Here is a 23,963-nt window from a genome sequence, read left to right on the forward strand (position 1 = left end):
ACACGAGGGGCCCTGAGCGGGGACCCGTACCGCGGCGGCCAGCGACCACACTGGGGCCCTACGCCGCAGGCACACCGGGACCCGTACCGCAGCGGCCACACCGGGACCCGTACCACCGCAGGCACGCCGTGCCGCCGTACGGCCCGGGCGTTGTCGGGGAGCGGGGCGTTGTCCGGGAGCGGGGCGTTGTCCGGGAGCGGGGCGTTGTCCGAGCGGGGCGCTAGGCTCGCGCCGATACCGCTACCGCATCGCCGTTCCCGGGAGAAAGCCACCATGGCCAAGAAGCGCCCCCAGACGAAGGCCGCGAAGGCTCAGCTCAAGGACGGCCCCGTCCCGGTGGTGGGGGCCCGTGAGCCCTGCCCGTGCGACTCGGGGCGCCGCTACAAGGCGTGTCACGGCCGCGCCGCCGCGCAGGCCGTCACCGAGCTGGTCCAGCGCCCCTTCGAGGGGCTGACCGGGGAGGGCGACTGGGTCGCGCTGCGCGAGCTGGTGCCTGCGGCCACCGTCGAGCTCGCCCTCAAGGACGGGCTGCCCGAGGGCGTGCCCTCCGTGACGCTCGCCACGGTGCTGCCGATGGCCTGGCCCGCGCTCCGCAGGGACGACGGCTCCGTCCTGCTCGCCCTCCAGAACGACACCTCCTCCGGCGACCTCAGCCGCGACCTCGCCGACACCCTGCGCCGCGCCCTCACCGCCGAGCCGGGGCAGCCGGTGGCCGCGCACCGGGTGCCCGCCGACGGGCCGCGCCTCCAGGACCTGCTGGACCCGGCGGCGCCGTTCACCCCGGTGGTGCACTCCGGCTTCGAGTTCTGGGTGCCGGACGCCGAGCACAGCTCGGCCGAGGTGACCGCCTCCCTGGAGCGCGCCAACGCCGCCGCGATCCCGACCGCCCGGCTCACCGGCACGGACGCCGCGTACTGGTGCGAGACGCCGGAGAAGAACCACCTGCGCTGGGTCATGCCGCACCCCGAGGAGAAGCTGCTGGACGCGCTCGCGCGGCTGCACGCGGCCGGCGTGTCGAGCCTCGGCGAGGGGACCCGGCTGGTCGGCTCCTTCCGGGCGCACGGCCTGACCGTCCCGGTGTGGGACCTGCCCAGCGCGATGGGCGCGGAGGAGTGCGAGAAGCCCGCCGCGGAGTTCGCGGAGCGGCTGGCGGCGGCGCTCGCCGACGACGCGCCGCTGACGGGCGACGAGCGCCGGGCGCGCGGCGGGCTCACCAACCGCCAGGTGACACTGAGCTGAGCTGAGCCGGGCCCCGACGGCCGGCCTCGGCGGCCGACCCCGACGGCTGGCCTCGGCGGCCGGCCTCGGCGGCCGGGTCCGACCGCCGGGATCGACCGCGGGCCCCGGCGCCCGGGATCGGCCGCCGCGTCCGGAGGGAGACGTGAGGCGGAGAGCACGCCACGGGGTGACATGTGCCTGAGGAGTTGCAATCCCAAAGGGTTCCACGGAAGTCCACAGAAGTTCACAGGAGTCCGGTGATCCCAGTCACACACCGCCGTACCGGCAAGTAATTCGCTGTCTGAATACGCCGGATCGAATTTGCTAACGGCCGATCTCTTGTTACCGTTCTAAGGAGCCCGGTCGCTGGTGCATCCCCCGTCGCCAGCGACCGGGCCTTCGCGTTCCCCGCCCCGCCCGTCCCACCGGGCCGAAGGCTCAACCAGCCTCAGGGCCGGGGGAGTTGCTTCCCGAGCGCAGCACCAGGGGCCCGTCACCCGGGGCGCCCCCGTCCGCTCCCCGCGCCGCGAACTCCGCGATCGCCAGATAGTCGGACCGCTTTCCCCGGGTTGCCTCATGGGGCGTTTCGCAGGTGCCCTCCCGGCTGCCCTCCGGGACCTCGCAATGGGTCTGCACGGTCCGGCCCCGCGGGCCCATCAGGCTCAGTAGGAGGAGCAGTTCGGCACCCGAGGCGTTGCGATAGTAAGTACGCCCCCACGTGTCGCCGCCCGCGCCGGAGCCCGGCCCGGAGCCACCGGAGGCGTCGCCCGAGCCCTCACCGGACACCACACAGGTCTGTGCCTCGACCCCCTCCGGCGAGCCGACCTCCGGCCCGCACCGCTCGGGTGCGGCCGGCTCGGGGACAGCCTCGGCGGTCGGCCCGGCGGCCCGTACGGATGCCCGTACAGCGGCCCGTACGGGCATCGTGGCGGCCTCGGGGGAGTTCGCGGCACCCGGCGGACCGGAGACGGGCCGAGAGGCCGGGGAGGGGCCCAGCGGGCCCGCCGAGGCGACCAGCGGCAGCAGCGCGGCCCCCATCACGGCGGCCGTGAGGCCGAGCATGCGGAAGTTCATGGTGGGCCGAAGATAACGGCGGTACGGGCCGCCCGGAGCCCGCGCGGGGCCGCTTTCCGGACAACTACGCCCGGCTCACACCCGTACGAGTGACGCCGTACGAGTGACGCCACAGGGCGGCGGCCCGGACCGTGTGAGGGTCCGGGCCGCCGCCCCGCGCGCATCAGCGAAGGCTCAGTACGCGAGCCTGCTGCCGCCGTCCGGCGCGCTCGTGCTCGCCTCGACCAGGGCGTCCACGACCGCCTCCACATCCGGCAGCCACGGCGCCGCCGAGCCCGGCAGCGGCGCCCGCTCCCAGCGGACCTGCCCGCCGGCCGCCTCCGAGGGCGGCAGCACCAGGTAGCCGCCCTCCCCGTGGAACCGGAGCGAGCTGGGCACCCAGTCCTTCGCGTACAGCAGCTCACCGAGTTGTTCGAGGGTGTACGGGGCCACCAGCAGCGACCAGCGCGTGGGCGTCGCCACGACCGGGCCGAGCCGCATGCCCATCCGGTCCAGCTCCACCAGCGCCCGCGCCGCCGCGACGGCCGGCAGGCTCACCGCGCAGGGCGCGGCGCCGCCGGTGGCCAGCACGATCGGGGCCGCCGGGCGGTTCCCCCACCACCAGCGCACCATGCGCTCGTCCGTGGTGGCCGCGAGCAGCCCGGGGTCGAAGGGGTGAGCGCCGGGTACGACGCATTCGGGGTCCGGGCAGGCACAGCCCCGGCCACGGGTCCCCCGTCCGCCGGCCGACTTGAGGCCGACTCCGGGGAGCACGGGCCACCCCCATTCCGAGGCGCAGATGAGCGCCGCGTCGAGCTGGGCAGGACTCTTCTTGCTCCCCTTGCGCCGGAGCCGGAGCCTGCGTCGCCTTCCGAGGATCTCGCGCATGAGCGCTCGTTCCTTTCCGTTGAACGCCGAGGGTCCACATGACACTGACACCCTGCGTGTGCATGTGCGTGCATCACTTCACCGTGCGTACTTCCAGCGCTCGGCCGCCCCCTGCCCGGGCTGCCCGAGGCGTGGACAGTCGGTCCGTCGTCGCCGCGCCGGGTCTGTGGAACGGGTGGAACAGGGTGGAACGTGTGTGGCGAGGGTGGCGTGCGCGTGGCGCTTGCTGTTCCGCTGTCGCTTGTCGCTGTCGCGTGCCGCGACGTGGTGTCGCGCTTGATTTCCCGCTGTCCCGCTGTGCTTTTCTCGCCACTCCGGGGGATGGGGTGTGGCTTGTGGCGGTTAAGACGCCATGGCCGCCCGCCAGGTTCCGGGGCGGTCCCAACTGCCCCTGTCCGTCACCGTTTACGTACCCATCAGATACGGAATGACGCTCGCGTTCGGAATGACGCTCTATGACGCTCCACCAGGGTTGTTATGGAAACCAGCCCTGGCAGATCCCCTGTTGAACGCACTCAGTCGACCGCAAAACATGGTCACGGGGGTCGTTTTTCGGCCAAGTTCAGGATCCCACAGAAATCCACCGGTGCACCAGGACAATGCTGGACATTGCATCTGCTGTGCGTGTACATGTGGATGCATTGCCAGCCGCGCGGAATGACATGGGGGTTTGCGATGGTATGGAGCGATACGCACCCACTGGGAAGCGACCGCGATGACCGCCCCTAACTCGCCGAAAGTGGCTGGAATCGATTCAGCGGTGACCGCTCCCCCGCAGACTCCCGCGCCGCGTGAGGTCATCCCGGCGCCCCCTGGCGCGCTGATCCAGGACCGGCTGGCCGCCTGGGTCTCGGATCTGACCACCCTCCACGAGCTGGTGGAACGCCTGTCGAGAACCCGTACCCCGGACGCCGCGCTCGATGAACTCCTGCGCGCCGGAGCCGCCCTGACCGGCGCGCCGCGCGGGGTGGTGATCCTGGAACCGGCCGACGGGCCCGGCCCCGCCACCACGGTCGGACTCGGCCTCTCCCGTGCGGATATCGGCCACCTCGAAACGGTGCCGCGCCACGCGAGCGCGTACGGCCGGCTGCTGCTCGGCGGCGCTTCGGGTACGGATGCGGGTACGGATGCGGATACGGGTGCGGGTGCGGGTGCGGATGCGGGGACGGGGACGGGTTCCACTTCCGGCTCCAGTTCCGCTTCCGGCGACGGGGTCGCGGAGCCCGATCTCTTCGGCGACCCCGCCGTCGACCCGCGCCACCGGGAGGTCGCAGCCCGGCTGGGGTGCGGGGCGAGTTACGCCGTACCCCTGCGTACGGAAGCGGCCGCCGGGCCGGGACGGCGGCAACTCGGGGTGGCGGTCTGGCTCTACGACGAGCCCGGGGAGCCCGCCGAGCGGCGGCGCCATCTCGTCGGCCTCTACGCCCGCCATGCCGCCGCCCATCTGGACCGGCTGCTGGAGCAGGCGCGGACCCGGGCCCGCGCCGCCGCCCTCGCCGAGGAGCTGCGGCCAGCCCGGCTCCCCCGGCTCCCCGGCGTACGGCTGGCCGCGCGCCACCGCCCCGCCCCACGCGCCGCCCGCGCCCCGTACCCCGGCCCGCCCGAGGACACCGGCGCCCCGGACGCGTACGCGGAGCTGCGCGGCGGCGACGGCTGGTACGACGCCCTGCCGCTCCCCGACGGCGCCCTGAGCCTCGCCGTCGGCTCCGTCAGCGGCTCGGGGCCCGGCGCGCTCGCCGCCGCGGCCCGGCTCCGCGCCGCCCTGCGCGCGTACGCCGTGATGGAGGGCGAGGACCCCGTCGCCGTCCTCTCCGACCTGGAACTGCTGCTCCGGATCACCGAACCGGCCCGTACCTCCACCGCGCTCTTCGCGTACGCCGAGCCGGGCCCGCGCAAGATCGTGCTCGCCGGGGCGGGCCACGCGCCCCCGCTGATCGTCGGGGCGCGGCGCACCGAATTCGCCGAGACGGCCGTCTCGGCGCCGCTCGGAATGCTCTCCTGCTGGCAGGCGCCGAGCGTGGATCTGTGGCTCGCGCCGGGCGAAACGTTGCTGTTCTACACAGATGGGCTGCTGCACCGTACCGGCGCCCCTATGGACCGCGCCTTCGCTCGCCTCCATACGGCGGCCGCGAGCGTCCCGGCCGCCGCGCGCCATGACCCCGGCAGGATCGCGGACCATGTGCTGCGCACCCTCTGCCCGGAGGAGGACGGACCGAGTGACGGACCGGGGGGCACACCGGGGGACGGGGACATCGTGCTGCTCGCCGCCCGCTTCGACTGACAGGGAGCGCCGGGCTCGGCCGACGGACGGCGCCGGGCCGCCGGCCGCCGGACCTCCGGCCCCTCTTCCCTCCGCGCATACGATGGAAAAAACGGTCTTTCGCACAAGGAGATGACGTGGCCGAGGAGCGCATCCCGGAAACCCCGGCGACCCCGGAGACCCCCGAACCGGAACCGGCGACCCCGGAGACCCCGGAGACGGCGGAAGAACCGATCAAGCAGCGGAAGAACGGACTGTACGCGGCCGTGTCCGACGAACTCACCGAGAACATGAAGACCGGCTGGGCCGACACCGCCCTGCACGGTCTGGCCCCCATCCCCCAGGCCGCCGAGACCGCCGCCCGCCGCGCCGCGCTCTCCGCGCGCTTCCCCGGCGAGCGCCTGGTGGTCCCCGCCGGGAACCTGAAGACCCGCTCCAACGACACCGAGTACCCGTTCCGGGCGTCCACGGAGTACACGTACCTCACCGGTGACCAGACCCAGGACGGCGTGCTCGTGCTGGAGCCCACCGCCGAGGGGCACCGGGCCACCATCCACCTGCTGCCGCGCTCCAACCGCGAGAACGGCGAGTTCTGGCTGGACGGCCAGGGCGAGCTGTGGGTCGGCCGCCGGCACTCCCTCGACGAGGCGCGACAGCTCCTCGGCCTGCCCGCGTCGGACGTGCGGGAGCTGCCCAAGGCGCTCGCGGAGGCCACCGGCCCCGTCCGCGCCGTACGGGGCCACGACGCCGGTGTCGAGGCGGCCCTGGCCGACAAGGTGACGGCCGAGCGCGACGAGGAGCTGCGCGTGTACCTCTCCGAGGCGCGCGCCGTGAAGGACGACTTCGAGATCGGCGAGTTGCAGAAGGCCGTCGACTCGACCGTGCGGGGCTTCGAGGACGTCGTGCGGGTCCTCGACAAGGCCGAGGCCACCAGCGAGCGCTACATCGAAGGCACCTTCTTCCTGCGCGCCCGTGTCGAGGGCAACGACATCGGCTACGGCTCGATCTGCGCGGCGGGCCCGCACGCCACCACCCTGCACTGGGTGCGCAACGACGGCGACGTACGCTCCGGTGACCTGCTGCTCCTCGACGCCGGGGTGGAGACGCACACCCTGTACACCGCCGACGTCACCCGTACGTTGCCGGTCAACGGGCGCTACAGCGAGCTCCAGCGGAAGATCTACGACGCGGTGTACGACGCCCAGGAGGCCGGCATCGCCGCGGTCCGCCCGGGCGCGAAGTACCGCGACTTCCACGACGCGGCGCAGCGTGTGCTCGCCGAGCGGCTGGTCGCGTGGGGGCTGCTGGAGGGCCCGGTCGAGCGCGTTCTCGAACTGGGGCTCCAGCGCCGCTGGACCCTGCACGGCACCGGCCACATGCTCGGCCTCGACGTCCACGACTGCGCCGCGGCGCGGCGGGAGGCGTACGTGGACGGGACGCTGGAGCCGGGGATGTGCCTGACCGTCGAGCCGGGGCTCTACTTCCAGACCGACGACCTGACCGTGCCGGAGGAGTACCGGGGGATCGGTGTCCGGATCGAGGACGACATCCTCGTCACCGCGGACGGCAACCGGAACCTCTCGGCGGCGCTGCCGCGCCGGGCCGACGAGGTCGAGGCGTGGATGGCGGCGCTCAAGCAGGCCTGACCGCTCCGGTTCCGGTTCCGGTTCCGGATCCGGCTCGGCTTCCCTTCCGGCCTCAGCCCAAGCTCAGCAGGGCGTCCTCGCGCCGCTTCAGGATCTTGTCGAAGCTGACGACGGCGCCCCGCCCCGGCCGGCTGCGGACATGCACATGGTCCGCGAGCTGCTCGATCATGCGGAGCCCGCGCCCGCTCTCGGCGGTCGCGGCGGCGGTCGCGGCCGCCGCCGTGGCCCGCCGCCGCAGCAGCCGCCGGGCCGGGAACCCGGGGCCGGAATCGGCCACTTCGATACGGCAGCGCGCGCCGTCGAGATACGCGGTCACCCGGTACGCCCCGGGCGCCTCCCCCGGGCCGCGTACGGCCCCGCCATGCTCGACGGCGTTGGCGCACGCCTCCGTGAGGGCGACCGACAGATCGAAGGAAATGTCCGGATCGACGCCCTCGGTGCGCATGGCGTCGAGCAGCAGGCGCCGGGCGAGCGGAACACTCGCGGCGTCGCGCCGCAAGTGGAGGGACCACCAGATGCTCATGCGTCAGCCTCCTGGCCGCGGCTGTTCAGGCTGCCGCTCGTTTCCGGCCACGGCCGCATCTGCGGCTCCCGCGGCTCGACATACCGATACGTATTGCCCCGGCCGCCCCTCCGTAAGCACACGTTTGACGTGTTGGCCCTCGTTCGGCGGATGCGAGGGCGACTCGCTCCGTGTATAGAGCGCGAAGAGGGCGGAGCCGGGACAGAGGCTGACCTTCCGGACCTGCCCTACGGAGCCCCGTACCGCAGTGCGATGATGACCCGGCCATGTCCTGTCGCCCCGTCCGCATCCGAGCCGGAGCCGCGCCCCGGCTGCTGAGGGCCGCGGTCTTCACCGCGGTCTGCGTCGTGCTGTCGGCGACGGGACACGCCATGGCGGCCTGCGCGCCGGTCCCCTGGTGGACGCTGCTCGTCGGGTTCCTGGGGGTCTTCGCGGCCGCCGCGCCGCTGGCCGGACGCGTCCGTTCCACCCCCTCCATCGTCATCGCGCTGACCGGCGGCCAGCTCGGGCTGCACACGGTGTTCGGGATCGGCCAGCACCGGATCGCGGTCCCGGCCGGCCACGAGGACCTGCTGATCCGGATGGCCGCGCGCTTCGTCTGCGGGGCGGGCGCCGCCTCGCTGAGCCCGGTCGACGCACAGCGGATACTCGCCGAGGCGGGCGTCTCCGCACCGGGGTCCTCGGGGGCCGTGGGAGCCGTGGGCTCGGCGGACGCCGTGGCAGGCGCCGCCCATCACCACATGGCGGCGGTCGGCACCGCCGCCACCGACGCGCTCTCCGCATCGGGCGCCGGTACGGGCGAAGGGCTGCTGCCCTCCGTACCGATGATGCTCGCGCACCTGCTGGCCGCCCTCGCCGCCGGCTGGCTGCTGCGCCGTGGCGACCTGGCGCTGCTGCGGCTCGGCAGACTCTCGGCGGAGGGCATCGGCGAGGTCACGGAGAGCGCGCCGCTGCGCGCCCTGCGCGCCGCCTTCGCGCTGGTACGGGCCCTGTGCGCCGGTCTCCCCGGCGTGCCGGGGCCCGGGCCGCGCGCCGCGTACGCCGCCTCGTACGGCGTCCCCCCGGTGCCGGGCGGGGAAGCGCTCCAGCACACGGTGATCAGGCGCGGCCCGCCGGCCGACTGCGCTCTCGCGGCCTGACCGGCCTCCCCGGACCCGCCCAGGGGCCTCCCCGGCCCCGCGCGCCTTCCCGGCACGGCGGACCTGCCCGGCACGGCGGCTTCCTCCGTAGCCGGGGGACCCGCCGCCCTGCCGGGGACCCGCCGCCGTACCGGAGGACACACCTCCGCACCGGGACCCGCCGGGGGAGTGCCGCCGCGCGCCGTCCCGCTCGCGTACCTCCCGTACGTACGGAACCTCCCAGCCCTGTGGCCCCGTGGCCGTGGCGCCGTAGTACCGGACGGAGCCCGTACGTACGTATCCCCGGGTACGCGGCGCGGGTACGCGCCGTGGCCGGTCCTGGCCGGGTGAGCCGTCGGCAGGCCCATCGACCGATCGCCTCTTCCTTCTTCCCTGGAGTACTCCGTGTTCCCCTCTTTCTCTTCGCTCCCCTCGTTCCCCTCACTTCCCTCGCGCCCCAGGCGTGGCTCCGGCACTTCCGGCGCCTCCGCCGCCGCCCGGCTCGCCGTCGTGGGCGGGGTCGCCGCCTCCGCGCTCCTCCTGGTGGCCGGGCCCGCTTCCGCGCATGTCAGCGTGCAGCCGCAGGGGGAGGCCGCCAAGGGCGGCTACGCCGTCATCAACTTCAAGGTGCCCAACGAGAAGGACAACGCCTCCACCGTCAAGGTCGAGGTGAACTTCCCCACCGACCACCCGCTGGCCTCGGTGATGCCGCAGCCCGTGCCCGGCTGGAAGGTCGACGTCACGAAGGAGAAGCTGGCCAAGCCGCTGACCATGCACGGCAACACCGTCAACGAGGCCGTCTCCAAGGTCACCTGGACCGCCGAGGACGGCAAGATCGGCCCCGGTCAGTTCCAGCAGTTCCCGCTCTCCGTCGGGCAGCTCCCCGAGGACACCGACCAGCTCGTCTTCAAGGCCCTCCAGACGTACGACGACAAGGAGGTCGTCCGGTGGATCGAGGTGCCCAAGGACGGCGAGGAGGAGCCCGAGTCCCCCGCACCCGTGCTGAAGCTCACCGCGGCCACCGGGGACGGACACGGCGGTGGCGGTGACGGCGCCGACGCCGCGAAGACCAGCACCACGTCCTCGGCCCACGACACCGCCACCGAGACCGCCTCGGCCGGCGGCAGCGACACCACCGCCCGCGTCCTCGGCGTCGTCGGGATCCTCGTCGGCGGCGCCGGGGTGGCCTTCGGCGTCCTGGCCGGCCGGCGCCGTACCACCGGCTGACCGGCCGCCGCCCCGGGGTACGGCGCCGGCCGGACACGCCGTACCCCTCGCACCCCGCACGACGCGGCCACGGCGGGCGAGGCTGGGACTTCCCGGTCCCGTCCCGCCCGTCCGGGGCCGCCACCCCACTCACCACCAGGAACCAGCCCCATGCGCAACCGCACCCCGAAGACCCTCAAGACCGTGACCACCACGGCGGCCCTCGCGGCCGTGGCCGCCCTCACCCTCACCGCCTGCGGCAGCGGCGACGACTCGGCGAAGCCGGTCGCCGATGTCTCGACCCAGGCGAAGACCAAGGCCGCGACCGTACTCGACCAGCCCTTCAAGAAGCCGGACCTCGTCCTCAAGGACACCCACGGCAAGGAGTACGACCTCCGCGAGGAGACCAAGGGCAAGCCGACGCTGATCTACTTCGGCTACACCAACTGCCCGGACGCCTGCCCGCTGACGATGAGCAACATCGCCATCGCCAGGAAGTCGCTCAGCGCGGCGGACCGGGAGAAGCTCCAGGTCGTCTTCGTCACCACCGACCCCGAGCGGGACACCTCCGCCGAGCTGGCCAAGTGGCTGCCCAGCGCGGGCGACCCGTCCTTCACCGGGCTGACCGGCGACTTCCCGACCATCCAGGCGGGCGCGCGGCAGCTCGGTATCGGTATCGACGCCCCGAAGAAGGAGAAGGACGGCACCACCGTCTCCATGCACGGCACCCAGGTCATCGCCTTCTCCCCGAAGACGGATGCCGGATACGTGCTGTACGGCGAGGACGCCACCTCGGACGATTACGCCAAGGACCTCCCCAAGATCGTCAAGGGCGAGACCCCGTGAACCGGCGCGCCATCTCCCCCGTACTCACCGCCGGAATCACCCTCGCTCTGACACTGACCGCACTGACCGCCTGTTCCTCCTCCCCCGACGCCCCCGAACTCACCGTCAGCGGCGGCTATATGCCCCGCCCCGTCAACGATCTCGGCGCGGGCTTCCTGACCGTCACCAACAGCGGTGACACCGACGACAAGCTCACCTCCGTCACCAGTGACATCTCCGACGACATCACCATCCACCGGACCGACCGGCAGACGATGCGGGAGGTGAAGTCCCTCGACATCCCGGCCGGCGGCGAACTCGACCTCGGCCGGGGCGGAAACCATCTGATGTTCATGAACCTCAAGTCCCGCCCCGAGCAGGGCCAGAAGATCTCCATCGAACTGCACTTCGAGAAGGCCGACCCGATCAAGGCCGAGCTTCCCGTGAAGGAGACCAACTACAACCCCGCCCACCACTGAGCACGCTCCTCCGCCGCCGGCCGGCGGGGCCGCGCCCGCCACCTCCGGGGACGCGCCCCCGCCGGCCGGGACCCCAGACCGAGGGACTGAGAGACCTATGACAGCCATCGCCCCGCGCTTCGGAGCCGTATCCCTGGTGCGGCTGCTTCTCGTCACCACGGTGCTCTTCGGCACCGTACTCACCGTGTTCTCCGGCACGGCATCGGCGCACGCAGCACTCACCGGGAGCAGCCCCGAGGACGGGTCGGTGGTCGCCACCGCCCCTCCGAACATCGCCCTCACCTTCTCGGAACAGGTCGCCCTGGGGAACGACTCGATCCGCGTACTCGATCCGGACAGCAAGCGCGTCGACGCCGGCAAGATCGACAACCTGAGCACCGGCTCCACCGTGAAGTACGCCGTCGGGCTCAAGCCCGGCCTGGCCGACGGCACCTACACCGTCGCCTGGCGCGTGGTCTCCGCCGACAGCCACCCCATCTCCGGCGCCTTCACCTTCTCCATCGGAGCGCCCTCCCCGACCACCGCCACCGTCCCCGAACAGAAGGCCGGCGGCGGGCTCGTGGGCGCCCTCTACGACATCACCCGCTACCTCTCGTACGCCGGGTTCATCCTGCTCGTGGGCGGCACGGCCTTCATCCTCATCTGCTGGCAGCGCGGCGCCTCCGTACGCTCCCTCCAGCGGCTGATCGTCCGGAGCTGGCTCACCCTCACCGCCGCCACGCTCGCCATGCTGCTCCTGCGCACCCCGTACACCGCGGCGGGCCCGCTGACCGACGCGTTCGACCTCGCCGGGCTCCAGGACGTCCTGACCACCAAGACCGGCGCGGCCCTGGTCTCCCGCCTCCTGCTGCTCGGCGCCGCCGCTCTCTTCATCGCCGTGCTCTTCGGCGCGTACGCCCAACGCGAGCAGCCGGAGAAGACGGAGCGGGCGGAGGGTGCCGAGGGAACGGACCAGGCCGAGGAGACCGAGGGCGGCGAGAAGCCCGCGGCATCCACGCCTCCCGAGGCTCCCGAGACGCCCGCCAAGAACGACCTCGCGTTCGGACTCGGGATAGGCGGCATCGTCATCGCCGCCGGAATCGCCGCTACCTGGGCGCTCGCCGAGCACGCCTCGACCGGGATCCAGCCCGGCATCGCCATGCCCGTGGACGTCCTGCACCTGCTGGGCGTGGCCGTATGGCTCGGCGGGCTGGCGGCGCTGCTCGTCGCTCTCTACAAGGCGCCCCTCATGGAGACCGCGGCGATCCGGCGCTTCTCGCGCATCGCCTTCGGCAGCGTCGTCCTCGTCACCGTGACCGGGCTGTACCAGTCGTGGCGGCAGGTGGGCACGTGGTCGGCGCTCGGGGGAACGTCATACGGGCGACTCCTTCTGGTCAAGGTCGGGCTGGTGGCCGTCATGGTCGTCCTCGCCTGGTTCTCCCGCCGCTGGACCGGGCGGCTCGCGGAGCGGACCGTGGCCCGCGCGGAGGAGGAAAAGGGAGCTGACGCAGAGACAGAGACAGAGACAGAGACAGCGGCAACAGCAACGGCAACGGCAACGGCAACGGCAACGGCAACACCGAAGGCGGCGGCGAAGGCGGCGGCGAAGGCCGAAGCCGCGGCGGAGCCGGGGACCGGGAGTGAGCCCGAGTCCGCCGCGGTGACCACCGTCGTCGGTGACGCGGAGAGAGCTACCCAGCTCAAGCGCCAGGAAGCCGCAATGGCGAGCACACGCCAGAAACTCATCCGTGACGGTGACCCGCAGCGGACCGGACTACGCCGCTCCGTTCTCGCCGAGGCGGGCGTGGCCGTCGTACTCCTCGCCGTCACGACCGTGCTGACCTCCACCGAGCCCGGCCGTACCGCCGAGCAGGAGGCCGAGCGGGCCGGCTCGGCGGCCACCGCCGAGCCGGCCGGTCCCGCCATGGTCACCCTGCCCTTCGACACCGGCGGCAAGGACGGCCGGGGCACCATCAGGTTCAGCCTCGACCCGGCGGGCCCCGGCCCCAATGTCGCCGACATCTACGTCGACGACTCCGAGGGCAGGGCCATGAACGTGGCCGAGCTGAAGTTCGCCTTCACCCTCACCGCCAAGAAGATCGGCCCGCTGCCGGTCGTCCCGGAGCGCGCGGGCGACGGAAAATGGACCGCGGACCCCGTCCTGCTCCCCATGCCCGGCGACTGGAAGCTGGAGGTCACCGTGCGGACCTCGGACATCGACCAGATCACCGTCGACAAGAACGTGAAGATCGGCTGACCCACCGTGAGTGATACCCGGCAGAACCCGACCGCCCCCGGCACTCCGCCCCCGCCGGACCGCCCCGCCGCCACCGTCACCACGGCGGAACCGGAAGGACCGGCGGCCGCCACCGTCACCAGGAGGCGGCTGCTCTCCACGGCGGGCGCCGCCGGGGCCGCCGGGCTCGCGCTCGGCGCCGCCGGAGCCGCCGCGTACACCACCGCACGCCGCCCGGCCCCGGTCACCGCGCTCACCACCGTCGGCACCGACGCCGTCCCCTTCCACGGGGCGCGCCAGCCCGGTATCACCACCCCGGCGCACGCCCGGGGCCATCTGGTCGCCTTCGACCTCGTCCCCGGGGCGGGCCGTACCGAGGCAGCCGCGCTGCTGCGCCGCTGGTCGGCCGCGGCGGAGGCGCTGATGGCCGGGGAGCCCGTGAACGCCCGTACCGGGGCGGAGGGCGGTACCGGAACCCCGGCCACCGGCGGCCACGACACCGGGATCTCCCTGGACGCCGGCCCTTCCTCGCTCACCGTGACCTTCGGATTCGGCCACAGCTTCTTCGACCGTACGAAGCTCACCGCGCACCGCCCCGCCGCCCTCGACCCGCTCCCCGCTTTCTCGTCCGACCGCCTCGACGCCGCGCGCGGCGAGGGCGACCTGTGGATCCAGATCGGCGCCGACGACGCGCTGGTCGCCTTCCACGCCCTCCGTACGCTCCAGAAGGAGGCGGGAGCGGCGGCCCGGGTGCGCTGGCAGATGAACGGGTTCAACCGCTCCCCCGGCGCCACCGACCAGCCCATGACCGCCCGCAACCTCATGGGCCAGGTCGACGGCACCCGTAACCCCAAGCCCGCCGACCCCGACTTCGATCAGCGGATCTTCGTACCGGCGAAGGTGCCGGCCGGTACTCCGGAGTGGATGGCCGACGGCTCCTACGCCGTCGTACGGCGGATCCGGATGCTCCTGGACGACTGGGAGCGGCTCTCTGTCGCCCGGCAGGAGCAGGTCATCGGGCGCCGCAAGTCCGACGGAGCCCCCCTCTCCGGCGGTACGGAGACCACCGAGCCCGACCTCGACAAGCTGGGACCCGACGGCAAGCCGGTGATCCCCGTCAACGCGCATGCCCGGATCACCCGGCCGGATACCAACGGCGGGGCGGCCATGCTGCGCCGCCCCTTCTCCTTCCACGACGGCATCGACTCCGACGGCACCCCGGACGCCGGGCTGCTCTTCATCTGCTGGCAGGCCGACCCGCTCAAGGGGTTCGTTCCGGTGCAGCGCAAGCTCGACCGGGGGGACGCGCTGTCGGCCTTCATCCGGCACGAGTCGAGCGGTCTCTTCGCGGTCCCGGGCGGCGCGCGGAAGGGCGAGTACGTGGGGCAGCGCCTCCTGGAATCCTGAGGTGCCCTCCTACCCACATGCGCGGCCGGATATCCGGGTACGGGGGGATGAATTGTCCGGGGACGGACGCAGGGGGCCGACCGGGCCACTAGGGTGACCATATGTCGGCCACGCGCTATACGTATCTCGGCCCCGAGGGCACCTTCACGGAAGCGGCCCTCCGTACCCTCCCCGAAGCCGCCACCCGGGAACTGATCCCGATGGTGTCGGTCCCGGCGGCGCTCGACGCCGTACGGAGCGGAGAGGCCGCCGCGGCCCTCGTACCGATCGAGAACTCGGTGGAGGGCGGGGTCACCGCGACCCTCGACGAACTGGCCACCGGCGAGCCGCTGATGATCTACCGCGAGGTGCTGCTGCCGATCGCCTTCGCACTGCTCGTCCGGCCGGGGACGAAGCTCTCCGACGTCAAGACGGTGACCGGGCACCCGGTGGCCCAGCCGCAGGTGCGCAACTGGCTGCGGGCCCACCTGCCGGACGCGGTGTGGGAGTCGGCCGCGTCGAACGCGGACGGGGCGCGGCTGGTGCAGGAGGGCCGGTTCGACGGGGCCTTCGCGGGTGAGTTCGCGGCGGCGACGTACGGCCTCGAACCGCTGGTCGGCGAGATCCACGACGCGCAGAACGCGGAGACCCGCTTCGTCCTGGTGGGCCGGCCCGCGCGCCCGGCGGCGCCGACGGGCGCGGACAAGACCTCGGTGGTCATCTGGCTGGGCGAGGACCACCCGGGGGCGCTGCTGGAGCTGCTCCAGGAGTTCGCGGTGCACGGGGTCAACCTGATGCTGATCCAGTCGCGGCCGACCGGCGCGGGCATCGGCAACTACTGCTTCGCCGTCGACGCCGAGGGGCATATCGCGGACCGCCGGGTGGGGGAGGCCCTGATGGGGCTGAAGCGGATGTCCCCGAAGGTACGGTTCCTCGGCTCGTACCCGCGTGCGGGGGTGTCGCCGGCGGATGTACGGCCGCCACGCCCCGGTACGTCGGACGCCGCGTTCATCGCGGCGGCGGACTGGCTGGCCCGCAGCCAGGACGGCCGGGCCTGAGACATACGGGGAGGGCCGGGCCCGCTCCCTGTGGACAGCCGTATCCGTACGTGCACAGCCTCACCTGTGGACAAGTAGCCGAGTTATCCACAGGCGAGGGGTGAGCCCTGGGGACAAGTCGACAACGGGGACCGGGCGCTGTCGATATATCTCCGCAGTCGCCCTCCTTTCGTCCACAGGCCCGCCACCCCCGGATGTCACCTTCATTCCCGTGATCAACTCGTTAGAGCGAGCAATTCCCACCCGAATGAGTGTGTGAAGTGGGTTTAAGAGGCGTTTTCCGCACTCCCCGCCCGGCTTTCGGAGAAGCCCATTCCTGGATCCACAGAACTCCCGCACAGCCTGTGGATAACTTTCGGGACGGCCGCTTTTCTGTGGACAACACCCGGCCCGACCCCCGCCACCAGGCCCTCACGCCGCTCCCAAGTCCCTCCGCCCACAAGGCGAGCGAGAGCCGACAAGAGTCAATGCGGCCCCACCGAATGCCTCGTTCTGAGGAATTCAATCCCTTTTATTGACGAACAACAGAAGACCCGTAAGGGATTTCCCGACAGTCTCGACAGTTTTAACAAATCCGGCATTACGGGCACGGGGCGGGGCGGCCCGGCAAACGAGTGGGGTGTTGTCGGCGCGCACCGGTAGCCTGGTGGGGTGATTGACCTTCGCCTGCTTCGTGAGGACCCCGACCGTGTTCGCGCCTCCCAGCGCGCCCGTGGAGAGGACGTCGACCTGGTCGACGCCCTGCTCTCCGCCGACGAGCGGCGCAGGTCGTCCGGCGTGCGCTTCGACGAGCTGCGCTCCGAGCAGAAGTCGCTCGGCAAGCTGATCCCCAAGGCGTCCCCCGAGGAGCGCGCCGAGCTGCTCCAGAAGGCGGAGCAGCTCAAGGCGGACGTGAAGGCCGCCGACGCGGAGCAGCACGAGGCGGACGAGGAGGCCAAGCGGCTCCTCCTCCGGCTCGGCAATGTGGTCCACCCCGACGTCCCGGTGGGCGGCGAGGAGGACTTCACCGTCCTGGAGACGCACGGCGCGATCCGCGACTTCGAGGCGGAGGGCTTCGCCCCCAAGGACCACCTGGAGCTGGGCGAGGCGCTGGGCGCCATCGACGTCGAGCGCGGCGCCAAGGTGTCGGGCTCGCGCTTCTACTACCTGACCGGGGTCGGCGCGCTGCTGGAGCTGGCGCTGGTCAACGCGGCGATCGCGCAGGCCACCGAGGCCGGCTTCACCCCGATGCTCACCCCGGCGCTGGTCCGCCCCCGCGCCATGGAGGGCACGGGCTTCCTCGGCCAGGCCGCCGAGAACGTGTACCACCTGGAGAAGGACGACTACTACCTGGTGGGCACGTCCGAGGTGCCGCTCGCCGCGTACCACATGGACGAGATCATCGAGGCCGACAAGCTGCCGCTGCGGTACGCGGGCTTCTCGCCGTGCTTCCGCCGCGAGGCCGGTACGTACGGCAAGGACACCCGGGGCATCTTCCGGGTCCACCAGTTCGACAAGGTCGAGATGTTCTCGTACGTCGACCCGGCGGACGCCGAGGCCGAGCACCGGCGGCTGCTGGAGTGGGAGAAGCAGTGGCTGACCGGCCTTGAGCTGCCCTTCCAGGTGATCGACGTGGCGACGGGCGACCTGGGGGCCTCGGCCTCGCGCAAGTTCGACTGCGAGGCGTGGATCCCGACCCAGGGCAAGTACCGCGAGCTGACCTCGGCGTCCAACTGCGACGGCTTCCAGGCCCGCAGGCTCTCCGTCCGGATGCGCGAGGGCAAGCAGGTCAAGCCGCTCGCCACACTGAACGGCACGCTGTGCGCGGTGCCGCGCACGATCGTGGCGATCCTGGAGAACCACCAGCAGGCCGACGGCTCGGTCCGGGTGCCCGAGGTGCTCCGTCCGTACCTGGGCGGCCGCACGCTCCTGGAGCCGACCCCCAAGTGACCACCACCCCCGACCCGGCCGCCGCCGTACCCCCCGGAACCGCGCCGTCCGCGCCGTCCGCGCCGTCGGGCGGGGCGTCGTTCCCGTACCGACTGGTCGCGACCGATCTCGACGGCACTCTGCTGCGTGAGGACGGCACGGTCTCGGCGCGTACCCGCGAGGCGCTCGCCGCGGTGACGGCGGCGGGCGCTGCGCACATCATCGTCACCGGACGTGCCGTCCCCTGGACGCGCCATGTCCTGGACGACCTCGGGTACGAGGGCCTGGCGGTGTGCGGGCAGGGGGCGCAGGTGTACCACGCCGGTGAGCACCGGCTGCTGACCTCGCTGACGCTGGACCGGCAGCTCGCCGGTCTGGCGCTCGCCAAGATCGAGGGCGGGATCGGCCCGCTCGCGCTGGCCGTGAGCCGGGACGGGCTGGACGGCGAGGTCGTGGTCGGCCCCGGCTTCCGGCTCCAGGACGGCCCGCTGCGGGCGACCCTCGTCGAGGACACGGCCGAACTGTGGACGGCGCCGCTCAACAAGGTCTACATCCAGCACCCTGAGCTGGACGACGACGCGCTGGCCGAGGCCGCGCGGGCGACCGTCGGCGGCCTGGTCGACGTGGTGATGGCGGGCGAGGGGATAGTGGAGATCCTTCCCCTGGGCCTGACGAAGGCCACCGGCCTCTCGCTGGCCGCGCGCCGGCTCGGCGTGACGGCGGCGGACACCATCGCGTTCGGCGACATGCCCAACGACATTCCGATGTTCGGCTGGGCGCGGCACGGCGTGGCGATGGCCAACGCGCACCAGGAGCTGAAGGCCGTCGCGGACGAGATCACGGAGTCCAACATGCACGACGGCATCGCGGTGGTCCTGGAGAGGCTGCTGCTCGGCTGAGCCGCGCCTTCATACAGGCGTACGGGTGTACGAACGTACGGGAGGGGCGGCCCGCGCGGATGCGCGCTCGAAGCGGCCGCCCCCGGGCGGAACGCACGCGGCTGCGCGGAGTGGTGATGGCTACTCCGGTGCCTGCGCGGTGCCGCCCTCTGCGGAGCACGAAGGACCCGGCCGACCCAGCGGACTGGTCAGCCGGTCGTCGTCGCGCTCCGCTCCCGGTCTGTGGTGCGCCCCGGCGCATCGCCTTGCCGCGGCTCCACCTACTGTGCCCCGATGCGCCCCGGTCCGCCACTGATTATCCGTACGGGTATCCCGGTTATCCGTACGGGTATCCCGGTTATCCGTACGGGTATCCCGGTTGCCCGCACAGGCCCGGTCCCGTACGGGTGGTCCGTACAGAACCGGGCCCGCTCGCCGCTTGTCCCTACAGACCCGGGCCCGCCCGCCGCGCAACGGCGGGACGGACCCGGGCCACTCGGCCGGCCGGTCCGGGATCAGCGGCGCTTACGGCCTCGCCGCAACTCCCCCACCTGCTGAGCGACGCGATCCACCTTGGCGTCCACCCGGTCGATCCGGTCGGACATCTCGCAGAGCCGGTTGCTCATCGCGGCGACCACCTGGTTGGTGGCGTCGAGCCGCCGGTCGAGGCTGTCGAGCCGGTACGACATCCGGTTCAGCACCGGCCCCAGCTCCTGGAGCGCGACACCGACCCTGCCGAGGCACGACTCGACGTCCGTCACGCGCCGGTCGAGCGAGGCGTACCCCTCGCGCCACCCCTCCTCGGCGTCGAGGAGATACGTACGGACGCACCGCGCGATGTCGCTGTCACGGAGCAGCATGGCGATGTTGAGGACGGCACGGCGGGTGTGGAGAGTGAGGCTGGAACGCCTCTGTGGATAACTTCCACCCTCGCCGGATGAGAGTGACAAGTTGTCACTTTGATATTCCCGCAGGTCAGAGCCTCGCAGCACATGCAGACCGTTCTCCGACAGCTCTGCACGGTGCCGTGCGGTCAACTGCCTGATGACGTCTGTGGATACTTCGAAGTAGCGGGCGACACCGTCTGTCGTGAGGTGTACGCCGTCCGGCAGCAGCCGGAGGGCCTTCACCTTGTCGAGCACTTCGACGCGAGTCATCACGCTGTCGCGCATGGTGCGCGATTCGAGCAGAGCCGCTTCGGGTGGCATGAGCATGCCTTTCGTTCGTGAACCGATGAAGGACGGCCCTCTCCCCGGGCTTCAGGGGTGGAGGTCGGCTCACGGTGGCTACTCACTCAATGACCGGCGCGGCGGGGCACTCCCGAACCGCTGGCGGCAATCCCCGAATTCACGAACTCTCGACGCTACGAACTCCAGTTGCCTCCACGCACACGGAACAACGAGCCGATAAACGTACCGTCACGGGCAAACGCGAACGTTCGTTACGCGACGCGCACGGCCCGTACGACGACGGCGCCCGTACGACGACGGCGCCCGTGCGGTGATGGCGTCCCTGCGCCACCGTGGCCCGGAACCACCACGGCTCCGCGCCACGGCGGCCCAGGAGCACCATCACCGCACCGCCCCTCACTCCTCGCCGGCCAGCGTGAGCGTCCGGAGCTTCTGGCTCGCGTACCAGGTCGCCGCCACCGAGACGGCCACCAGCAGGGTCGTCGCCAGCGGCAGCCCCACGTCCGAGGTGATCTCGTCGCCCGTGCCGATCCGTTCGGCGACCGCCAGCGACCACTGCTGGACGCTGAGCGTGCGCGCGCCGGCCACCAGGCTGCCGAACAGGGCCTCCCAGCCCAGCGCGTAGACGAGGCCGATGACGACCGCGTGCCGGCTGACCGTGCCGAGCAGCAGGAAGAGCGCGCTGTACGCGATCGAGGCGACCAGCGCGGCGACCGTGTAGGCGATCGCGATCTGCTGGCCGTTGCCGTTGAGGATCCACCCCGCGACAAAGGTGGGGATCGCGGAGAACGCCATGGTGACGGCGACGGCCACGAAGAGCTTGGTGATGATGATCTCCGACCGCTTCACCGGCTTGGAGAGCAGATAGACGATCGAGCCGTCGTCGATCTCGGGGCCGATCGCCCCCGTACCGGCGATCACGCCGATCAGCGGCACCATCGTCGCGAGGGCGAAGCCGCCCAGCACCTCCGCGGCGACCCGGTCGTCCACGCCGACGAACATCCGGACGACGACCGACATCAGGATCAGCAGCGCGGGCAGCGCGAAGAGGATCAGGGCCCGGCGCCTGCCGAGCAGGGCCCGGTAGGTGAGCCGGGCGACTGTGGGGTTGTACATGACGTCACAGCTCCTTTCAGGCCGCTCAGGCCGCTACGAGGTAGGAGAAGACCGACTCAAGCGACTCGTCCGAGGGCGAGACCGTGAGCAGCCGGATGGAGTGTTCCCTGGCCACCCGCGGCAGCAGCTCGGTGAAGCGGCCGAAGTCGACGGCCTGGATCCGCAGGGCGCCCTCGCCGAGGTCGACCTCGATCCCGGAGGTCGACGGGTCGGCGATCAGGGCGGCGGCGAGCGCGCGGTCGTCGCTGGACCGTACGAGATAGCGGTGCGGCCGGTCGGTCATCAGCCTGCGGATCTTGCGGAAGTCCCCGGACGCGGCGTGCCGGCCCGCGACGATCACCTCGATGTGCGAGGCGAGCTGTTCGACCTCCTCCAGGATGTGCGAGGAGAAGAGCACCGTACGCCCCTCAGCCCCCATGCGCCGCAGCAGCTCCATGAGCTGCATGCGCTGGCGCGGGTCCATCCCGTTGAACGGCTCGTCGAGCAGGAGCACGGACGGGTTGTGGACCAGGGCCGACGCCATCTTCACGCGCTGGCGCATGCCCTTGCTGTACGTCGCGATCTTGCGGTCCTGCGCGTACTCCATCTCGACCGTGGCGAGCGCGGCCCGCGCCGCCTTGCCGCCGAGACCGTGGAGTTCGGCGTTGGCGACGACGAATTCCAGGCCGGTGAGGAAGTCGTACATCCCCTCCCGCTCGGGCACGATCCCGATCTGCCGGTACGCGGACTCGTTCCGCCAGATCTTCGCCCCGTCGAGGGTGACGGCGCCGGTCGAGGGGGCGAGGAAGCCCGCCATCATGTTGATGAGCGTGGACTTGCCGGCGCCGTTGGGGCCGAGCAGACCGGTCACCCCCGGGCCGATGGTCATGGTCACGTCGTTGACGGCGACCACGTTCCCGAACCAGCGGGACGTGTGCTCGATGTTGATGGTGGTCACAGCCCGGCCTTCCGGTAACGGCGCATGAGGACGGCGTACGAGCCGAGGACAAGCGCGACGACGACCAGCAGATAGATCACGCCGAACGCGGTGGAGGGACCCGAGCCGCCCGGGAAGGACGTCGAGGCGCCGAGGAACGCGGTCTGCACCCCGTCGACCAGCGTGATGGGGGAGAAGAGGCCGATCCACTTGACGGCGCTGTTCGCGTCCGCGGTCATGGCGATCACCTGGAGGACCGAGACGGCCCCGTACGAGATGGTCAGCAGCGCGATCACACCGGCCACCCCGAACCCGCGGCGCGGCGTGAGCGCGGCCACGACGAGGCCGAGCCCGCCGAAGAGGACGGAGAGCACCGCCACCGAGACCAGCCCCTGGCCGAAGCCCTTGGTCTGTTCGACGAAGTCCATCTTGGCCAGCAGGGAGCCGACATAGAGGATGACGAGCGGCGCGCCGGTCAGGATGAGCAGCGCGGAGGTCATCGCGGCGAACTTCGCCAGGACGTAGTCGGAGCGCTCGATGGGGCGCGAGAAGTAGAGCGGAATCGACTTGAAACGCAGGTCGCGCGAGACGGACTGCGGGGCCTGCGCCGCGAGGTAGAGGCCGATGATGGCCTGGGTGGTGAGCGCGTACCCCGTGTAGGAGAGGGGCAGCGTCTTGAGGTTGGTCGCGACGGCGACCGCGACGATGATCGCGGCGGGCAGGCACATGACACCGAAGAGGATCATCGGCAGGACCTTGGACTTCGCCGACCGGCCGAGTCCGTACGCGCCGCGCAGGGACTGCGTGTAGAGCGAGCGGCGGGCGTAGGCCCGGCCGAGCCGGGGGCCGTCGTACGAGCGGTATCCGATGTTGTGGATCCGGCTGTCCCCGGAACCGGCCACGGCGGGGCTGCCGGCGGCGAGGCCCGCGGCCGTGCCGGTACGGGCGTCGGTCTCAGCGCTCATCGCGGGAACCTCCCTTCTGCTGCGATACGTACGCCGCCGGGTCGGCACCCTGGGCGGCGGCGTGGTCGGTGCCGTGGGCTGCGGCCTGGGCGGGCGCCTGGGCGGCGGGCTCGCCCGCGCCGTGGGCGGCGGCGGCCTGCTGCGGGCGGAAGACCTCGGCGATCTGGTGGCGGCGCTGTTCCATCCGTACGAGTCCGAGGCCGAGCCCCGCGACGGTGTCGCGGACGGTGTCGTACGTCTCCTCGCCCTGGGCCTCGATCAGCAGGATGTGGCCCGCGCCCGGAAGCCCCTCCTCCGTACCCGCGTGGAGCGTGATCCCGGCGGCGGTGAGCGCGTCGCGCAGCGCCCGGGTCCCGTCGGGGTGCGTGTCGGTGTCGGTGACCTCGACCGCGAGGGTCGTGGTCATCTGGGTGAAGTCCCTGGTCGAGCTGGAGCGCAGCAGCCGGCCGCCGTCGATGACGACGACATGGTCACAGGTGCGTTCGAGCTCGCCCAGGAGGTGCGAGGTGACGAGGACGGAGATGCCGAAGTCGGTGTGGACGCGGCGGATCAGGCCCAGCATCTCGTCGCGGCCGACCGGGTCGAGACCGTTGGTCGGCTCGTCGAGAAGGACCAGCTTCGGGTCGTGCACCAGCGCCTGCGCGAGTTTGACGCGCTGCTTCATGCCGGTGGAGTAGCCGCCGATGGGGCGGTAGCGCTCTTCGTAGAGGCCGACGTGGCGCAGGGTGTCGGCGGTCCGCTCGCGGGCGGCGGCCGGCGGCAGCCCCGACATGCGCGCCATGTGGACGACCAGCTCGGTGGCGGAGACGTCCGGGGGCAGGCAGTCGTGCTCGGGCATGTATCCGACCCGCTCGCGGATGGCGCTGCCACTGGTGGCGACGTCGAGCCCGAGCACCGTGGCCCGGCCCTCCGTGGCCCGTGACAGGCCGAGCAGAATCTTGATCATGGTGGACTTGCCGGCCCCGTTGGAACCCACGAGGCCGGTCACACCGGGCCCGATGTCCAGGGAGAGCCGGTCGAGTGCGGTCACCCGGGGGTACCGCATGCTCAGGCTTTCGGTCGCGATCACTGTGGTCACCCCTCGACGGTAGTGGCGCGGGCCACAGCGGGCGTCA

General features: G+C 72.0%; 20 protein-coding genes. 12 read left to right on the forward strand and 8 right to left on the reverse strand.

Annotation, left to right across the window (positions count from 1 at the left end):
* Positions 1–273 precede the first annotated feature (273 nt).
* On the forward strand, positions 274–1,239 hold the full coding sequence (locus AB0O07_RS31380; RefSeq protein ID WP_365639731.1) for a DUF5926 family protein: 966 nt from the start codon (positions 274–276) through the stop codon (positions 1,237–1,239).
* A gap of 417 nt (positions 1,240–1,656) precedes the next feature.
* Here AB0O07_RS31380 and AB0O07_RS31385 read toward each other — a convergent pair whose 3' ends face one another.
* Entirely contained in the window at positions 1,657–2,292 is a 636-nt protein-coding gene (locus AB0O07_RS31385; RefSeq protein WP_365639734.1) for a hypothetical protein, read from the reverse strand.
* A gap of 174 nt (positions 2,293–2,466) precedes the next feature.
* Entirely contained in the window at positions 2,467–3,159 is a 693-nt protein-coding gene (locus AB0O07_RS31390; RefSeq protein WP_365639737.1) for a bifunctional DNA primase/polymerase, read from the reverse strand.
* A 715-nt stretch (positions 3,160–3,874) separates the two neighbouring features.
* Between AB0O07_RS31390 and AB0O07_RS31395 the strand changes: the two genes are divergently transcribed.
* Together AB0O07_RS31395 and AB0O07_RS31400 are read left to right on the forward strand one after the other, a co-directional pair.
* Positions 3,875–5,440, forward strand: coding sequence for a PP2C family protein-serine/threonine phosphatase (locus AB0O07_RS31395; RefSeq protein WP_365639739.1), 1,566 nt, complete (start codon positions 3,875–3,877; stop codon positions 5,438–5,440).
* A 116-nt stretch (positions 5,441–5,556) separates the two neighbouring features.
* Positions 5,557–7,065, forward strand: coding sequence for an aminopeptidase P family protein (locus tag AB0O07_RS31400; protein WP_365639742.1), 1,509 nt, complete (start codon positions 5,557–5,559; stop codon positions 7,063–7,065).
* Positions 7,066–7,117: 52 nt separating this feature from the next.
* Here the strand turns inward: AB0O07_RS31400 and AB0O07_RS31405 are convergent, their stop codons facing one another.
* A complete protein-coding gene (locus AB0O07_RS31405; RefSeq protein WP_365639744.1) occupies positions 7,118–7,588 on the reverse strand; it encodes an ATP-binding protein in 471 nt (156 codons plus the stop codon).
* A 266-nt stretch (positions 7,589–7,854) separates the two neighbouring features.
* On the opposite strand from AB0O07_RS31405, the gene AB0O07_RS31410 reads away from it, so the two are divergent.
* The 9 genes from AB0O07_RS31410 to AB0O07_RS31450 all read left to right on the forward strand — a co-directional run bounded on the left by AB0O07_RS31410 (position 7,855) and on the right by AB0O07_RS31450 (position 18,682).
* The gene (locus AB0O07_RS31410; protein ID WP_365639746.1) at positions 7,855–8,727 is read left to right on the forward strand and encodes a hypothetical protein; all 873 of its coding nucleotides are present in this window, start codon (positions 7,855–7,857) and stop codon (positions 8,725–8,727) included.
* A gap of 489 nt (positions 8,728–9,216) precedes the next feature.
* Positions 9,217–9,933 (forward strand): YcnI family protein, encoded by a 717-nt coding sequence (locus tag AB0O07_RS31415; protein WP_365639939.1) that lies wholly within the window; start codon positions 9,217–9,219, stop codon positions 9,931–9,933.
* A 150-nt stretch (positions 9,934–10,083) separates the two neighbouring features.
* On the forward strand, positions 10,084–10,758 hold the full coding sequence (locus AB0O07_RS31420) for an SCO family protein (RefSeq protein ID WP_365639748.1): 675 nt from the start codon (positions 10,084–10,086) through the stop codon (positions 10,756–10,758).
* Positions 10,755–11,216: a copper chaperone PCu(A)C gene (locus tag AB0O07_RS31425; protein WP_365639750.1), complete on the forward strand. Its 462-nt coding sequence runs from the start codon at positions 10,755–10,757 to the stop codon at positions 11,214–11,216. The genes AB0O07_RS31420 and AB0O07_RS31425 overlap by 4 nt, the downstream gene beginning before the upstream one ends.
* 97 nt (positions 11,217–11,313) lie before the next feature.
* Complete coding sequence (locus AB0O07_RS31430; RefSeq protein ID WP_365639752.1) at positions 11,314–13,452, forward strand: copper resistance protein CopC; 2,139 nt, start codon at positions 11,314–11,316, stop codon at positions 13,450–13,452.
* A 6-nt stretch (positions 13,453–13,458) separates the two neighbouring features.
* Entirely contained in the window at positions 13,459–14,838 is a 1,380-nt protein-coding gene (efeB, locus tag AB0O07_RS31435; RefSeq protein ID WP_365639754.1) for an iron uptake transporter deferrochelatase/peroxidase subunit, read from the forward strand.
* Positions 14,839–14,939: 101 nt separating this feature from the next.
* On the forward strand, positions 14,940–15,875 hold the full coding sequence (pheA, locus tag AB0O07_RS31440; protein ID WP_365639755.1) for a prephenate dehydratase: 936 nt from the start codon (positions 14,940–14,942) through the stop codon (positions 15,873–15,875).
* 651 nt (positions 15,876–16,526) lie between these two features.
* Positions 16,527–17,804: a serine--tRNA ligase gene (gene serS, locus AB0O07_RS31445; RefSeq protein WP_365639757.1), complete on the forward strand. Its 1,278-nt coding sequence runs from the start codon at positions 16,527–16,529 to the stop codon at positions 17,802–17,804.
* 92 nt (positions 17,805–17,896) lie between these two features.
* Positions 17,897–18,682: an HAD family hydrolase gene (locus AB0O07_RS31450; RefSeq protein WP_365639942.1), complete on the forward strand. Its 786-nt coding sequence runs from the start codon at positions 17,897–17,899 to the stop codon at positions 18,680–18,682.
* Between the two features lie 494 nt (positions 18,683–19,176).
* Here the strand turns inward: AB0O07_RS31450 and AB0O07_RS31455 are convergent, their stop codons facing one another.
* From AB0O07_RS31455 to AB0O07_RS31475, 5 genes are all read right to left on the reverse strand, one after another.
* Positions 19,177–19,869, reverse strand: a complete 693-nt coding sequence (locus AB0O07_RS31455; RefSeq protein ID WP_365639758.1) for a hypothetical protein — start codon at positions 19,867–19,869, stop codon at positions 19,177–19,179.
* Positions 19,870–20,247: 378 nt separating this feature from the next.
* Positions 20,248–20,967, reverse strand: a complete 720-nt coding sequence (locus AB0O07_RS31460) for an ABC transporter permease (RefSeq protein ID WP_365639760.1) — start codon at positions 20,965–20,967, stop codon at positions 20,248–20,250.
* 25 nt (positions 20,968–20,992) lie between these two features.
* Positions 20,993–21,904: an ABC transporter ATP-binding protein gene (locus AB0O07_RS31465; protein ID WP_365639763.1), complete on the reverse strand. Its 912-nt coding sequence runs from the start codon at positions 21,902–21,904 to the stop codon at positions 20,993–20,995.
* Positions 21,901–22,848, reverse strand: a complete 948-nt coding sequence (locus tag AB0O07_RS31470; protein WP_365639764.1) for an ABC transporter permease — start codon at positions 22,846–22,848, stop codon at positions 21,901–21,903. The genes AB0O07_RS31465 and AB0O07_RS31470 overlap by 4 nt, the downstream gene beginning before the upstream one ends.
* Positions 22,838–23,893, reverse strand: a complete 1,056-nt coding sequence (locus AB0O07_RS31475; protein ID WP_365639944.1) for an ABC transporter ATP-binding protein — start codon at positions 23,891–23,893, stop codon at positions 22,838–22,840. The genes AB0O07_RS31470 and AB0O07_RS31475 overlap by 11 nt, the downstream gene beginning before the upstream one ends.
* Positions 23,894–23,963 lie beyond the last annotated feature (70 nt).

This window comes from Streptomyces sp. NPDC093085 (genome assembly GCF_040683935.1).
Taxonomy (GTDB): domain Bacteria; phylum Actinomycetota; class Actinomycetes; order Streptomycetales; family Streptomycetaceae; genus Streptomyces.